At 45.7% G+C, this 13,914-nt stretch carries 14 protein-coding genes and 1 riboswitch; of the genes, 3 read left to right on the plus strand and 11 right to left on the minus strand.

Features of this window, described 5'->3' with window-relative positions; genetic code table 11:
* The 3 genes from GCU48_RS24815 to pdhA form a co-directional block, all read right to left on the minus strand.
* Positions 1-1,623, minus strand: coding sequence for a 2-oxo acid dehydrogenase subunit E2 (locus tag GCU48_RS24815; protein ID WP_025716113.1), 1,623 nt, complete (start codon positions 1,621-1,623; stop codon positions 1-3).
* A gap of 34 nt (positions 1,624-1,657) precedes the next feature.
* The gene (locus GCU48_RS24820) at positions 1,658-2,638 is read right to left on the minus strand and encodes an alpha-ketoacid dehydrogenase subunit beta (RefSeq protein ID WP_025716112.1); all 981 of its coding nucleotides are present in this window, start codon (positions 2,636-2,638) and stop codon (positions 1,658-1,660) included.
* Positions 2,639-2,739: 101 nt separating this feature from the next.
* On the minus strand, positions 2,740-3,807 hold the full coding sequence (pdhA, locus tag GCU48_RS24825; protein WP_152381804.1) for a pyruvate dehydrogenase (acetyl-transferring) E1 component subunit alpha: 1,068 nt from the start codon (positions 3,805-3,807) through the stop codon (positions 2,740-2,742).
* Positions 3,808-4,063: 256 nt separating this feature from the next.
* On the opposite strand from pdhA, the gene GCU48_RS24830 reads away from it, so the two are divergent.
* A complete protein-coding gene (locus GCU48_RS24830; RefSeq protein WP_152381805.1) occupies positions 4,064-4,798 on the plus strand; it encodes an alpha/beta hydrolase in 735 nt (244 codons plus the stop codon).
* Between the two features lie 158 nt (positions 4,799-4,956).
* Here the strand turns inward: GCU48_RS24830 and GCU48_RS24835 are convergent, their stop codons facing one another.
* Positions 4,957-5,421 carry a low molecular weight protein-tyrosine-phosphatase gene (locus tag GCU48_RS24835; RefSeq protein ID WP_152381806.1) on the minus strand — a complete coding sequence of 155 codons (465 nt, stop codon included), beginning with the start codon at positions 5,419-5,421 and terminating at the stop codon, positions 4,957-4,959.
* A 150-nt stretch (positions 5,422-5,571) separates the two neighbouring features.
* Between GCU48_RS24835 and GCU48_RS24840 the strand changes: the two genes are divergently transcribed.
* Together GCU48_RS24840 and GCU48_RS24845 are read left to right on the plus strand one after the other, a co-directional pair.
* Positions 5,572-6,213, plus strand: a complete 642-nt coding sequence (locus GCU48_RS24840; RefSeq protein WP_152381807.1) for a thiamine diphosphokinase — start codon at positions 5,572-5,574, stop codon at positions 6,211-6,213.
* A gap of 275 nt (positions 6,214-6,488) precedes the next feature.
* Entirely contained in the window at positions 6,489-6,989 is a 501-nt protein-coding gene (locus GCU48_RS24845; protein ID WP_152381808.1) for a C40 family peptidase, read from the plus strand.
* A 66-nt stretch (positions 6,990-7,055) separates the two neighbouring features.
* Here GCU48_RS24845 and GCU48_RS24850 read toward each other — a convergent pair whose 3' ends face one another.
* From GCU48_RS24850 to GCU48_RS24880, 7 genes are all read right to left on the minus strand, one after another.
* Positions 7,056-7,748 carry a response regulator transcription factor gene (locus tag GCU48_RS24850; protein ID WP_152381809.1) on the minus strand — a complete coding sequence of 231 codons (693 nt, stop codon included), beginning with the start codon at positions 7,746-7,748 and terminating at the stop codon, positions 7,056-7,058.
* A gap of 142 nt (positions 7,749-7,890) precedes the next feature.
* Positions 7,891-8,949 (minus strand): ThiF family adenylyltransferase, encoded by a 1,059-nt coding sequence (locus GCU48_RS24855; protein ID WP_152381810.1) that lies wholly within the window; start codon positions 8,947-8,949, stop codon positions 7,891-7,893.
* Positions 8,946-9,713 (minus strand): thiazole synthase, encoded by a 768-nt coding sequence (locus GCU48_RS24860; RefSeq protein ID WP_152382262.1) that lies wholly within the window; start codon positions 9,711-9,713, stop codon positions 8,946-8,948. The genes GCU48_RS24855 and GCU48_RS24860 overlap by 4 nt, the downstream gene beginning before the upstream one ends.
* Positions 9,714-9,715: 2 nt before the next feature.
* On the minus strand, positions 9,716-9,919 hold the full coding sequence (gene thiS, locus GCU48_RS24865) for a sulfur carrier protein ThiS (protein ID WP_025716103.1): 204 nt from the start codon (positions 9,917-9,919) through the stop codon (positions 9,716-9,718).
* Positions 9,916-11,064 (minus strand): glycine oxidase ThiO, encoded by a 1,149-nt coding sequence (gene thiO, locus GCU48_RS24870; protein WP_152381811.1) that lies wholly within the window; start codon positions 11,062-11,064, stop codon positions 9,916-9,918. The genes thiS and thiO overlap by 4 nt, the downstream gene beginning before the upstream one ends.
* A 3-nt stretch (positions 11,065-11,067) precedes the next feature.
* Positions 11,068-11,724: a thiamine phosphate synthase gene (locus tag GCU48_RS24875; RefSeq protein ID WP_244315944.1), complete on the minus strand. Its 657-nt coding sequence runs from the start codon at positions 11,722-11,724 to the stop codon at positions 11,068-11,070.
* A 317-nt stretch (positions 11,725-12,041) separates the two neighbouring features.
* A riboswitch (TPP riboswitch) is annotated at positions 12,042-12,150 on the minus strand.
* Between the two features lie 103 nt (positions 12,151-12,253).
* A complete protein-coding gene (locus GCU48_RS24880; RefSeq protein WP_152381812.1) occupies positions 12,254-13,807 on the minus strand; it encodes an ABC-F family ATP-binding cassette domain-containing protein in 1,554 nt (517 codons plus the stop codon).
* Positions 13,808-13,914: the final 107 nt, after the last annotated feature.

Raw genomic sequence — 13,914 nt, forward strand, 5'->3', positions numbered from 1 at the left:
TTACACCTCCATAACAAGCAGCTCAGGGTTAGCGAGCAGCTGTTTGATATAGTTCATGAAGTTTTGAGCAGTTGCACCGTCAATAATACGGTGGTCAAAGCTCAGAGAAAGAGCCATTACTGGAGCAGCAACAATTTCACCGTTTTTCACAACTGCTTTTTCACTGATACGACCAGTTCCCAAAATCGCAACTTCAGGGAAGTTGATGATTGGAGTAAAGAACATACCGCCTGCAGAACCGATGTTCGTGATGGAAATGGTGCTTCCTCTCATTTCGTTCGCAGCCAATTTTCCATCACGACCGCGTACAGCCAGATCACGAATGGAATCAGCGATCATCCAGATACTCTTACGATCAGCATCTTTGATAACAGGAACGATTAAGCCGTTGTCTGTATCTGTAGCAATACCGATGTTGTAGTATTTTTTGTAGACGATTTCGTTTGCTTCTTCGTCGATCGAGGCATTCAGAGCCGGGAATTGACGGGAAGCGGCAACCAAAGCTTTTACGATGAATGGCAAGTATGTTACTTTTGTGCCTTTCTTCTCAGCAATTGGTTTCATACGAGTACGGAAAGCAACCAGCTCAGTTACATCCACTTCGTCCATAATTGTAACGTGTGGAGCCGTGTAGGCCGATTTAACCATGGCATTGGAAATAGCTTTACGGATACCTTTAAACGGTACGCGCTCTTCCTCAGCACGTGGATCTGCTGCTGGTGCGGATGGCGCTGCAGCTTTCGCCTCTTTTTTAGCTGGCTCTTGTGCTTTTGCAGCTTCTTTCGCTACTGGTGCAGCCGCTTGGCCCCCACCATTTTTGAAAGCTTCTACATCTTCTCTAGTGATTTTACCGTTTTTGCCGGAGCCGCTCACTTGAGCGATGTTTACACCTTGCTCACGTGCAAATTTGCGTACGCTAGGAGTAGCCAGCACGTCTTTGTTTGTTGCAGCAGGAGTTGCAGCTGGTTTTGTGTTAGCTCCGCCTTGTGCAGCATCCTGTTCTTGTTTAGCAGCAGCTGGTGCTTCTTCTTGTTCAGGAAGCTCACCCTCTGCAGCAATTACAGCTACGACTTGACCTACGTTAAAGATGTCTCCGTCTTTAGCAAATACTTCTTGAACTGTGCCGTTGACTGGACATGGAACTTCAACTACAGCCTTGTCATTTTGTACTTCCATGATGATATCTTCATCTGTTACTTTGTCGCCAGGCTTGATGTGCATCTTGATGATTTCGCCTTCGTGAAGACCTTCGCCCAGTTCAGGGAATTTATATTCAAATCTAGCTGTACCTGCAGCTCCGCCTTGTGCAGCAGCACTTGGCTCAGGACTGGCAGTTGCTGCAGCTGGTGCTTCTGGTGCATCTTCTTGTTCAGGAAGTTCACCTTCTGCATCAATTACAGCTACGACTTGACCTACATTGAAGATATCTCCGTCTTTGGCAAATACTTCTTGAACTGTGCCGTTGACTGGACATGGAACTTCAACTACAGCCTTGTCATTTTGTACTTCCATGATGATATCTTCATCTGTTACTTTGTCGCCGGGCTTGATGTGCATCTTGATGATTTCGCCTTCGTGAAGACCTTCACCCAGCTCCGGGAATTTATATTCAAATTTTGCCACATTTAAAACCTCCCAAATTTACGGTGTGCTTTAATTAAAATTCCAATACTTTATTAACCGCATCAATGATACGTGTTGGCGTTGGCAACCAAGTATCTTCAATTTGAGCAAAAGGATAAACGGTATCTGGACCTGCTACACGCAGAACTGGTGCTTCCAGGTGCAGAATTGCTTTTTCGTTAATTTGTGCAATTACTTCAGCAGCTACGCCGGAGCTCTTTTGCGCTTCCTGAACAACGATAGCACGATTTGTTTTTTGAATGGACGCAACGATCGTATCAATGTCAATCGGGCTAATCGTACGCAAATCAATGATTTCCACTTTGATGCCTTTTGTTTTTTCCAGCTCATCAGCAGCTTTGATCGAAGTGTGTACCATCATACCGTAAGTAATGATCGTCACATCGGAGCCTTCACGAACCACGTTAGCTTTGCCCAGTTCAACGGTGTAATCATTCTCAGGAACCTCAGCACGGAATGCATGGTACAGGTTCAAATGCTCCATGAAAAATACTGGATCGTTATCGCGAATAGACGCAATCATAAGGCCTTTTGCATCATAAGGGTTGGAAGGAACAACAACCTTGATACCAGGTGTTTGAGCCAAAAGCCCTTCCAGGGAATCTGTATGCAGCTCGGCTGCCTTAACACCGCCACCGAAAGGCGTACGGAATACGATTGGAGAATTGTAGCGTCCACCGGAACGGTAACGCATACGAGATGCTTGAATCGCCATTTGGTCGAGTGCTTCAAAGATAAAGCCTACGAACTGGATTTCAGCTACAGGGCGGAAGCCTTGGATACCCAGACCCACAGCAAGACCCCCGATTGCGGATTCCGCCAGCGGAGTATCGAATACACGTTCTTCGCCAAACTCTTTTTGCAAACCTTCTGTTGCGCGGAATACGCCACCTACATGACCTACGTCTTCACCGAAAAGCAGGACGTTAGGGTCGCGTTTCAACTCTACGCGCAGTGCGTCACGAATCGCTTCTTTCATGTTCATTTGTGCCATTTGCTTCATTTCCTCCTTAAACATTGACAGATCAGTTTCAGTTCAGGTCCAATTGAAAAGCAGACCGGAACGGGATGCGGCCCGGTCTTTTTCAAGCTCAATTATTTAAAATCAGCCTTTTGTTCTTCCAGATGCTTAGGCGTTTTTTCGAACATGCTGTCGATCAGGCCTGGGATGGTCATTTTTTCTGTTTTCTCGGCTTTTTTGATCTCTTCGTTCACTTTCGCTTTAGCTTCTTCTTTTACACGAGCTGTATCTTCTTCAGTCCACAGACCTTTTTTCTCAAGGTATTTCGCAAAACGGGCAATTGGATCTTTTGCGTTCCATTCGCCTTCTTCTTCTTTGGTACGATATTTCGTTGCATCATCAGAAAGGGAATGCGGGCGGAAACGATATGTTACCGCTTCAATCAGTGTAGCACCTTCGCCGTTGCGTCCACGCTCTGCGGCTTCTTGAACAGCCTTGATAACTGCAAGCACGTCCATACCGTCAATTTTCACGCCTTTAATACCAGCAGCAACCGCTTTGTGAGCGATCGAAAGAGCAGCGGTTTGCTTCGCAAATGGAGTCGTGATGGCGTAGCCATTGTTTTGCACGAAGAAAATAACTGGCAGCTTGTATACACCAGCATAGTTCAGACCTTCGTAGAAGTCGCCTTCAGAAGAACCGCCGTCACCTGTATATGTAATGACGACTTGTTTTTGTTTTTTCAGCTTGTAGCCCATCGCAATACCCATAGCGTGCAGAATTTGCGCGCCAATAATGATTTGCGGCATCAATACGTTAACACCGTCCGGTACTTGACCGCCGTGTTGATGACCACGGGAATACAAGAAAGCTTGGTATAAAGGCAGGCCATGCCAAACGAGTTGCGGAATATCGCGGTAGCCTGGAGCAATAAAGTCTTCTTTTTGGAGTGCAAATTCACTACCAACCATTGTTGCTTCTTGTCCGGATACCGGAGCGTAGAAGCCGAGACGTCCTTGACGGCCCAAGTTAACGGCACGATCATCCCAAGTACGAGTAAATACCATGCGATACATAATTTCTTTCAATTGATCATCTGTAAGTTTAGGCAATTTATCTTTATTGATAATTTCACCATCCGGAGAAAGTACGGACAGAGCCTCAACTTCCTCTGTGTACACTTCATAAGGAACCTTGCTCATTTTCTTCACCTCAACAAAAAAATTTGAATATCAAGCTCCGCTGTTATAGGATTATTATACACCTGTTATATTGCTTGCGTCAAAGATTTAGTTATTTTTTTTGAGTTTGCCACATTTTTGTGCATGTAACAGGTGATTGTTTTTACTATAACAGCTTAGTACATGATTGAAATTTTAAACATCTATTGCAATCAGGGTAATCTTAACTTATTGTGATCCCGAATGCAAAATAATACACCGAGAAAGGTGACGAAAAATGACGGATTCCCGGTATTTAAAACGAACCATCCTTAAAGACGAAGTAGAAAGCCGCTTTCTTGGCGAAACCAGAACGCTCCGTATTTACTTGCCGCCAGGCTATAATGAATTATTGAGCTATCCGGTCGTATACTGTCAGGATGGAGAAGAATTCTTCAACTTTGGCCGCATTGCAACTCATGCAAACCGTCTCATCCTTGATGAAGGCATCGAGCCCTTCATTATTGTCGGCGTCGAAGTGAACACCAAAATCAGAACACAGGAATATGCTCCCTTTGGCCATCGTTTCGAGGCGTACACCGCCTGTTTTGCAGAAGAGATTATTCCCTATGTAGAACAAAAGTATCCTATAAGAAGTGATGCATCATCCCGCATTTTGGCAGGGGATTCACTGGGAGGCAGTGTGTCTCTGCATTTGGCCTTGTTGTATCCGCAGCTGTTCAACCGCATCATTAGCCTGTCTGGCGCTTACTATGAGGCTTCGCAGGAAATCATCGCCCGTGAGAAGGATCTGTCCCATCTGCGGATATGGATGATTGTCGGCCTTCAGGAGGATGCATTTGAGAGCGATACAGGCATTTATAACTTTGTAGAGCTTAACCGCCAATGCGCAGATTTACTGCGCCAACGGAACGCCGAGGTTTCCTACCGTGAAAAGGATGGCAAGCATTTGTGGGGCTTTTGGCAAAACGAGCTGCCTGACGCGCTCATGTATTTTTTGGATCGCGCATGAGTGTCCTTGTTCAAAACTAAACAACTATTAGGAAGTGGGAATTGGGCATGGATCGACCAGATCAGGTCATTATGCTCTTTTCTCTTTCTACAAAATGATTACGCTTTCAAAATTATATAATGAAAAACGGCAATAATTGCCGTCTTCTGTCGTTCACATTATAGCTTTTCTTCTATGATTTTGTCCAGCAAGGCCTCGCACCCCGCATCCATTAATTGATAGGTTTCTTCAAAATTCCCAGTGAAATAAGGGTCTGGCACTTCTCTCAGCTGTTCTTTGGGAAGTAGGTCCATGAATTTTAGAATATCAGCGTCCGCTCCACCTGCCAGCTTACGCATGTTTCGTTCATTGGAATCATCCATGCACACAATATAATCAAACGCCTCAAAATCACGGCCTCCTATTTGCCGCGCCTTTAAGCCCTTCTCGCTAATCCCGTGCAGCTTGAGCTGCTTTAGTGTTCCCTCATGTGGAGGATTCCCGATATGCCAGTCGCCTGTTCCAGCCGAGTCTACCTGAATTTGCGCGCTTAGTCCCCGTTCCTGCACCTTATGTCTTAATACCGCTTCTCCCATAGGAGAGCGGCATATATTGCCCAGACACACAAATAAAACGTTAATCATGTTGTTCTCCTTCCTATGCATTGTTACACTCCCTTTTTCTGTTTCATTGTAGTCGCGCTCTCCAAAATTGTGCAAGCCATATTTAACGCGTTATACTTAAAAGCTGATGGTACCATATAGTCCGTATGACAGAAAGAAAGGATGTTGGATATGACGAAGAAGCGCGCCATTGTATTTTCCGGTGGTCGTCTTAGTGAAGTAGATCTACAACAAATACAACCTGAAGATTTTATTATAGGTGCGGATAAAGGTGCTCTTTTTCTGATTGAGCATGGCATCACACCGCATATCTCTGTAGGTGATTTTGATTCGATAACACCACAGGAAAAAGAACGGGTTGAATCGGCTAGCAAACGCATGCTTGCGTGTGATCCTGTACTGAAGGATCTGACAGATACGGAGCTTGCCTTGGAGATTGCTATAGACGAACAGGCAGATCATGTACTCATGCTTGGTGTGACCGGCACCAGAATGGACCACACACTGGCTAATGTTCAAATATTGGTACGCGCGATGCAGCATCATATTAGTTGCGCAATTATGGACGCACATAACTATATCGAACTCACAGGGTCCACGCTGGAGGTCAAGCCCATGGGATATACATATACATCGCTGCTTCCTATGACTGCTGAGGTAACAGGGATAAACCTGGATGGATTTATGTACCCATTACAAAATGCCACCCTCAAGATGGGACAATCACGTGCTGTCAGCAACAAGCTAACCGCTTTAAAAGGGACGATTTCCATCGAAAGCGGACTACTGCTTGTTATTCAAAGTAAAGATTAGTTATGACACTATTGTAACTTTTATAAATATCCTTTTATTGCTCAAGCGCTTGATTTACAAGCGTTTCTTTCTTTCTTCCTGATTGTGAAGCGCTATTTTTTTTACAATTTGTAATTTTTAATCGTTTTTTAATAATTGCTATGTTAAGCCTTGTCCCTCAAGCATTTGCGAGTAGTTTTCCAACTATTAGGTGGCTTCAAAACTGTTATACTTCTGTGGGCAAGTTAGCAACTCAGCAAGATTTTGCACAAACAATTTTTGGAGGTACTTACAACATGAACATGCATAAAATCATAAAAAAGGTAATTATCGCAGGAGTCGCAACCACTATCGGTTTTGGAACTTTTGCAATTGAGGCAACAAATACAGTACAAGCTGCCACTGCTACTACTACGGTAGCCCAAAAAGTAATTAACTATGGCGAAAAATATATGGGAACTCCTTATAAGTTTGGAGCTTCTACAAGCACCACTCGTAATTTTGACTGTTCTTCTTTTATGAAACATATTTTCAAAAAATACGGAGTGGATTTGCCGCGCACATCTGTCGAACAGTCCAAAGTCGGACGTGCTGTATCCAAGTCCAATTTGAGAAAAGGTGACTTAGTGTTCTTCTCGAGCGGTAGCCGCGCTACAGGTCACAATATTACCCATGTAGCAGTCTATATGGGCGGCGGTAAGATTCTGCACACTTACGGGGAACCTGGCGTTACCATCTCCGATTTGAACTCTGGAAACTGGAAAAGAACATACATTAAAGCACGCCGCGTGCTTTAATATGAAACTCGTTTAATATATGTAAGCCGGGACAAACAGCTCCCGGCTTTTTTATATGCGTTTATGCTACTCTACTTCAGGTGGTGTTTTGAGAGAATAGCCAATGCCTCGTTCCGTGCGAATCATTTTGAATTTTTGCCCCTTATCTATTTTAACTCTCAAATGCCTGATATACACGTCTACTACGTTCGTATCTACGATATAATCATGTTTCCAAACATCCTTTAGGATTTGCTGTCTGCTGCAAACCTGATTGAGATGTATAGCCAGATGAAGCAAGAGATCGAATTCCTTTGGAGTTAATTCCAGCTTCTGTCCCCCTCTACTTACCATTCTGCTTGCATGGTCTATATGTAGATCACCCGCCTCGATTACCCTTGCTACATCATGAGCAGCACCAAAAATTCGCAATAAATTAGCTACTCTGGCCAGAAACACTTTGGGAGGAAAGGGGAATACCATCACATCGTGTGCTCCCTGCTCAAAACAGGCAACGATATGGTTCTCATCGTTAGATGAGGTCAAGACGAATAACGGTACACGAGGATGGTTTTGCTGGACGGTACGAATCATTCCTTGTGCATCCCCTTGCTCTTCATCAACGTTCAGAAGCAGCATATTCACAGCATGATCGGCTGCGTAGGAGCTTCCCTCTGACATATATCGGACATGCCCCACCTGATAGCCTGCTTGCTCCAATAGATGTACAATTACAGGCAACGCTTCATTTTCATCCACAAGTAAAATTAACGGACTCATCTTTTCACCCACCTGGTTTGGACATCGCATTGTGATATGGAAAATGATCAATTTGTTTGTAAGTCATTAAAACATATTTATATTTATTGTAACAAAAAAGCAGAAAACCATTCTTACAGGAATGATTTTCTGCTTTTTATAGTTAGCCCAAATAACGGTGATATAGACTTTTTGCTTCTGCCACGTCCTTTGTTCCGTGAATCAACGCTCGCCCATCAGCAAAAATGACCAAGCGATGCACGCCCGTACTATAGGAAACCAAAAACGGATTCTGCTCTACTTTTCCCTCTCCCACAGCAGCAAGCCGATCTGCGGTTTCCTTAAGATTCAGCTGTATCGGTTTGGCTGGTCTTATCTGAACGGTATCGCGACCGCACAACACTTCTGTTTTTTGCCGATGTGAGGCTGACAAATAGGGATACGTCGGGTGACTGCCGCAGGAAGGACAATCCGCTTTTTTCAAGCTGTCTACGGCTATTGCTGCATACTCGTTTCGCCACAAATCAAACGAAAACAGCTTCCCTCGCAGTTCTTTCTTATATCCGCCAAGAAGCTTGAAGGCTTCCGTTGTCTGATTGGCCGTGACCATTTGTACTGCTTGTGGTATAATCCCGGCGGTATCACAGGTCTCGCCTCCAAACGGAACGGTTCCCAGCAGACAATGAAGACAAGGCGTTTGCCCTGGTAAAATGGTATAAGTCACACCATAGCTTCCTACACATCCCCCATAAATCCACGGTATGCGATGCTTTAGTGCCATGTCGTTCATGAGCAATCGGGTATCGAAATTATCGGTTGCGTCCATCATCAGGTCAACTCCCTGGATCAGCTCTTCCAGTTCCGCTACCCCGACATCCAGTACATGTGCGTGTATGACCGTTTCCGAATTAATGTCTTTTAATCTTCGCTGGGCAGCCACTGCTTTGGGGCATCTCTCTGCGGCGTCACTCTCCTGAAAAAGCTGCTGACGCTGCAAGTTGCTCCACTCCACATAATCGCGGTCTACGATGCTAACCGTACCTACACCTGCACGGACAAGGGTTTCTGCAATACCTGTGCCGAGCGCTCCGACACCTATGATCAGTACATGAGAAGAAGCGAGCCTGCGTTGTCCTTCTGACCCAAAGGGAGCGAATCTTTCCTGTCTGGAATAGCGGTCACTTGCTTGTACGACTTCACAGGATTTTTCTGTTTCCATCATGCCTGAACCATACCTTCTGTGGGACTGCTTGCTGAAGCATAACGTTTTACGGGAATCAGCCCCGCCTCAAAACCATATCTACCCGCGCGAACAGCCAGTTTCATGGCCTCTGCCATTTTTACAGGATCCTTCGCTCCCGAGACGGGTGTGTTCAACAGAACAGCATCTGCTCCCAGTTGCATCGCCATTGCCGCATCACTCGGTGAGCGAATACCTGCATCGACAATGACCGGAATCTCTGCTTGTTCAATAATTAACTCCAATGCAAACGGATTAAGCAGGCCGCGTCCTGTACCAATCGGTGAAGCTCCAGGCATAACGGCATGCACTCCAAGCTCTTGCAGCCTCTTGGCCAGAATGACATCATCGGATATGTAGGGCAGCACAATAAAGCCTTCCTCCAGCAGCTTTTCGCTTGCTTTCAGCGTTTCAAAGGGATCAGGCAACAGCGTCTTATCGTCCCCAATGACCTCCACCTTAATCATATCGCACAGGCCTGAGGCCCTTGCCAATTTTGCAATACGAACAGCCTCCTCCGCTGTCGTCGCTCCTGCCGTATTGGGAAGAAGTGTATAGCGGCTCAAATCCAGCGTATCCAGAAAATGTTGCTTATCTCGTTCCTCCAAATTTAATCTCCGCACAGCAAAGGTCAATATTTCGGCCTCAGCAGCCTCTACAGCTTGGGATTGGATATCCAGATTCGAGAATTTTCCCGTTCCCAGTAACAGCCTTGATGTAAAAGATGCTTTTCCAATGGTTAACATCATCAACCGCCTCCTACAAAATGTACAATTTCCAAGCTGTCTCCGTCTTTCAGGATCGCTTCTTCATGTTCTTCACGAGTCAATATGTGGCGATTCAGCTCGACCACAACGGTTTTCACCTTTAAATCAAGCTCATGCAGCAATTGCTCCACATGAGTGATCCGGTTAGAAAAGTTCATGTTCTGGCCGTTAATCGTCAGCCTCATAAGCTTTCCTCCTTGATACGAACAGAAGAAAAGTTGCTTATTCCAAGCTCTTCGGCATCAGCCCCTTTAAGCAGTCCTGCCATCGCACGTCCGGTAGCTTCACTCAACAGGACACCGTTGCGATAATGCCCGACTGCTGCATATACCCCTTCCAAGCCGGGAACAGCCCCTATAAAAGGACGTCCCGCTGCTGCCTGCGGACGCAGGCCCGCCCAGGTACGTACAAAAGAAGCTTCACGGACGCGCGGTAGCCAGGCAGCAGCACGTGCCAGTAGCCCCTCCAAACCTTCAACAGTCACTTCTTTGTCATAGAGGTTTGGAAGACTCGTTGCCCCAATCCAAACCTCGTTCTTCTGTTTAGGCACAAGGTAAATATCATCGGCATAAATGGTATATTCCAAAGGGTGATCCTTTAAGGAAACTGCAACTGCTTCACCTTTGACCGGATAAAGCGGGTAATGAAAGCCTGCTTGGTCTAGCAAATTCATGCTATCCAGGCCTCCGGCAATAATGACCTGATCGCAAGAAAAAAATCCCCTGTCCGTTACCACCCCACAAACCCGGCCATTCTGTACGACCAGCTGCTCCGCATGGGTACAGGACCATATTGTAGCTCCCAACACAGATGCTGCTCCCGCATAAGCACGACATAGCTGTACTGGAACGAGCTGCGTCTCCTTTGACCGATATATAGCTCCGATCGCTTGACGATCTATGCCCGGAATCCGTCTGGCCAATTCCTTGGCATTCCACCACTCAGGCTGATTATCCTCGCGCATGTTAGCAGCTTTCCATCGTCTTTCACCCTCAGCTTCCGAACGGAAAGGAGCTACAAATCCCTCTGTACGAAATTCTACTGAAACACCGGACAACCGCTCCAGTTCACGAACAAGCTCAGGGAATTCGTCCCGACTTGTACGAGCCAATTGCTCCAGATCAGAGTCGATGAACTCTTCACTCTCTGCTGCAAGCATTCCGGCCGCTGCTCCCGAGGCTCCCTCACCCGGCATCGTTCGCTCCAGCATGATCGTACTGCGCCCTTCCCTAGCCACATGATAAGCAATGGAGCTGCCGATCACACCTCCACCTATAACCAAGCATTCAGCATGTCCTATAACTGTAGCCTCTGTGTGTATTTTAGGCATATGTTATATCTCCTCTCCACTGACCTGACCATACTTCTTTCGAAATTCTTCTACTCTCGTTTCCTTACAACGGCTGCAGACTATCTGATCTACCATTTGTCTATATTCCATCGCAGCCGCGATTGGCGACTCAGCTTCCCATATACCGGACATCACTGCAATTCCACTTGCTCCAGCATGATAAAGCTCCGGAATATGATGCGGTTGTATACCGCCAAGTGCAATCACTGGAATGTTGGACAACCTGCATATGCGTTCAAGCTGAGCTGTACCCCGCGGCACAACCCCGGGCTTACAGTGGGTCTCATATACATGACCGTAGAGTACATAGTCCGCCCCAGCCCGCTCGGCAATCTGCGCCTCTTCCAAGGAATGCACAGACACTCCACAGCGTGTCCCCTTTGGAAGTAGGCCCTTAACATCCTGAGCTGGTAGCCCATTTGCCGGTAGCTGGACAGCTCCAGCCAAGGTAAGTAAAGCTACATCAACACGGTCATTGACTACAATTTGCTGCAAAGGAATCCCCTGCTCCACCATGCTTCGGGTCAACCCGAGTAATTCTGAGGCCCCCTTCTGCTTTAGACGTGCATGCACAAAATGAACATACGGATAAATAGCAGCAGCCACTTGGGCTACATATGCATGGGAGTCATTTTCCATCGTAATTACGTGTAATTCGATCTCATGTTCACCTCACATTGAACTAAGGGCTTAAACTAATCCTATAAGCTGAACCAATATCATTGTGGCCCCACATCACAAAATATCAGACGGAGCCAGCCACTTGTGCCAGCAATAATGAAGGAGATCATATGTGATCCGGATACGGAAATTCAATAGGTAAAACCGAACGTAACGCAAAAAAACCACTTCCCAGAGGAAGTGGTTTTACGAACGTCCAATAATCGAACGGACAATCATATCCGTATACGTATATCGTCCCACGTACAAACAAAAGTAATGATGTGGTTACCTTGCTTGTGCGGCGCTCACTTCCCTACGCTGGCATAACCCAGATCAGGTACAAAGGGTCCGAAATCCATTTATTTCGTCTCAGCCGCATGGGCGGCTCCCCTAGTGTGACTATTTTATTGTATCAGCTAAAGATAGCTTAGCATATTTTTCTAATTCTGCAAACCCCACTTTTTTGAAGCATGACAGAACTGAATTTCTTTGACTTTAGTCGACTTTAGTCGACTTTAGTTGACCACTCTTCTACATTCCACGTTTTTGTTACCCAATCCTCGTAAAAATCCGGTTCGTGAGATACAAGCAATACAGTCCCTTTATATTCCTTCAAGGCACGTTTAAGCTCGTCCTTTGCTTTGACATCCAAGTGATTGGTAGGCTCGTCAAACAGAACCCAGTTGCTTTCCCGCATTAACAATTTGCACAGACGTACTTTTGCCTGCTCACCACCACTAAGCGCGGATAGAGGACGTGTGATATGCTCATTTTTTAAACCGCAACGTGCCAAATGTGCTCTTACTTCATGCTGATTTAAATGCGGGAACTCATTCCACACATCGTCAATCGGTGTAATTTTGCCTGCCTTGACTTCCTGCTCAAAATAAGCCGGCTGCAAGAAATCGCCTTGATAGGTTTTTCCGCTGATTGGCGGTATTTTCCCCAGAATGGTTTTGAGCAATGTCGATTTACCGACACCGTTGCAGCCTACAATCGCAATTTTTTCGCCACGTTCAATCGTCATGGTCATTTTGGGCAAAAGGGCATGAGTATAGCCAATTTCAAAATCAATTCCCTCAAATACCGTTTTCCCGCTCGCACGCGCTTCTTTAAATTGAAAGGTTGGCTTGGCAGCTTCTTCAGGCTTATCAATACGTTCGATCCGATCAAGCTGCTTTTCACGGCTCTTCGCCCGGCCTGATGTGGATGCACGCGCCTTGTTGCGCTGAATAAAGTCTTCCTGCTTCTTAATATATTCCTGCTGCTTCTCATAAGCATCAATATGCTGCGCTTTGTTCAGATCCGCCATTTCAAGGAATTTTTCATAGTTAGCTGAATAGCGGGTCATCTTTGCAAATTCAAGGTGATAAATAACATTAACGACCTGGTTCATGAACTCCGTATCATGTGAAATAAGAATAAATGCATAGGGATAATCCTTCAAATAACGCGTAAGCCACTCAATATGCTCTACGTCCAAATAGTTGGTAGGCTCGTCCAGCAGCAGGACGTTTGGCTTTTCCAACAACAGCTTCGCAAGAAGCACCTTAGTCCGTTGTCCACCGCTAAGCGCAGATACATCCCGATCCAAACCGATGGCCGAGAGACCCAGCCCGTTCGCCATTTCTTCAACCTTCACATCAATGAGGTAAAAATCCCCCATATCCAGCTGCTCCTGAATTTCACCCATCTGTTCCAGCAGTACTTCTAATTCTTCGGGAGAAGCATCTCCCATTTTTTCCGTAATCTGCATTAATTCCTTTTCCAATTCCAACAAAGGAAGGAAAGCATCCTTCAATACATCGCGTACCGTTTTGCCCGGTGTCATCTTGGTGTGCTGATCCAAATAGCCGTAACGTACACGTGGAGTCCATTCCACTTTACCTTCGTCCTTAAGCAATTTTCCAGTCAAAATGTTCATGAGTGTCGATTTACCGACTCCGTTAGCTCCTACCAAACCTACACGTTCCCCCGCAAGTAATCGAAAGGAAACATTTTTAAATAACGCGCGGTCCCCAAAATTGTGGGATACATTTTCTACAGTCAATAAACTCATACGCTGTTTTTGGCTCCTTATTGTCATCGGCGATGCCGACTGTTGTTATTTCATATATCATTGTTTTCTTTCAAAGCCTTATTGTAGCACATTCAGCAACCTTATCG

The organism is Paenibacillus brasilensis (genome assembly GCF_009363115.1).
In the GTDB taxonomy this organism is placed as follows: domain Bacteria; phylum Bacillota; class Bacilli; order Paenibacillales; family Paenibacillaceae; genus Paenibacillus; species Paenibacillus brasilensis.

Excerpts from the sequence above, each read along its gene's own strand:
- GCU48_RS24845 (WP_152381808.1), top strand. The coding sequence starts at position 6,489 with ATGAACATGCATAAAATCATAAAAAAGGTAATTATCGCAGGAGTCGCA.
- GCU48_RS24830 (WP_152381805.1), top strand. The coding sequence starts at position 4,064 with ATGACGGATTCCCGGTATTTAAAACGAACCATCCTTAAAGACGAAGTA.
- GCU48_RS24835 (WP_152381806.1), bottom strand. The coding sequence starts at position 5,421 with ATGATTAACGTTTTATTTGTGTGTCTGGGCAATATATGCCGCTCTCCT.
- GCU48_RS24875 (WP_244315944.1), bottom strand. The coding sequence starts at position 11,724 with ATGGAAAATGACTCCCATGCATATGTAGCCCAAGTGGCTGCTGCTATT.
- GCU48_RS24855 (WP_152381810.1), bottom strand. The coding sequence starts at position 8,949 with ATGATGGAAACAGAAAAATCCTGTGAAGTCGTACAAGCAAGTGACCGC.
- GCU48_RS24840 (WP_152381807.1), top strand. The coding sequence starts at position 5,572 with ATGACGAAGAAGCGCGCCATTGTATTTTCCGGTGGTCGTCTTAGTGAA.
- GCU48_RS24880 (WP_152381812.1), bottom strand. The coding sequence starts at position 13,807 with ATGAGTTTATTGACTGTAGAAAATGTATCCCACAATTTTGGGGACCGC.
- GCU48_RS24850 (WP_152381809.1), bottom strand. The coding sequence starts at position 7,748 with ATGAGTCCGTTAATTTTACTTGTGGATGAAAATGAAGCGTTGCCTGTA.
- GCU48_RS24820 (WP_025716112.1), bottom strand. The coding sequence starts at position 2,638 with ATGGCACAAATGAACATGAAAGAAGCGATTCGTGACGCACTGCGCGTA.
- thiS (WP_025716103.1), bottom strand. The coding sequence starts at position 9,919 with ATGAGGCTGACGATTAACGGCCAGAACATGAACTTTTCTAACCGGATC.
- GCU48_RS24860 (WP_152382262.1), bottom strand. The coding sequence starts at position 9,713 with ATGTTAACCATTGGAAAAGCATCTTTTACATCAAGGCTGTTACTGGGA.
- pdhA (WP_152381804.1), bottom strand. The coding sequence starts at position 3,807 with ATGAGCAAGGTTCCTTATGAAGTGTACACAGAGGAAGTTGAGGCTCTG.
- thiO (WP_152381811.1), bottom strand. The coding sequence starts at position 11,064 with ATGCCTAAAATACACACAGAGGCTACAGTTATAGGACATGCTGAATGC.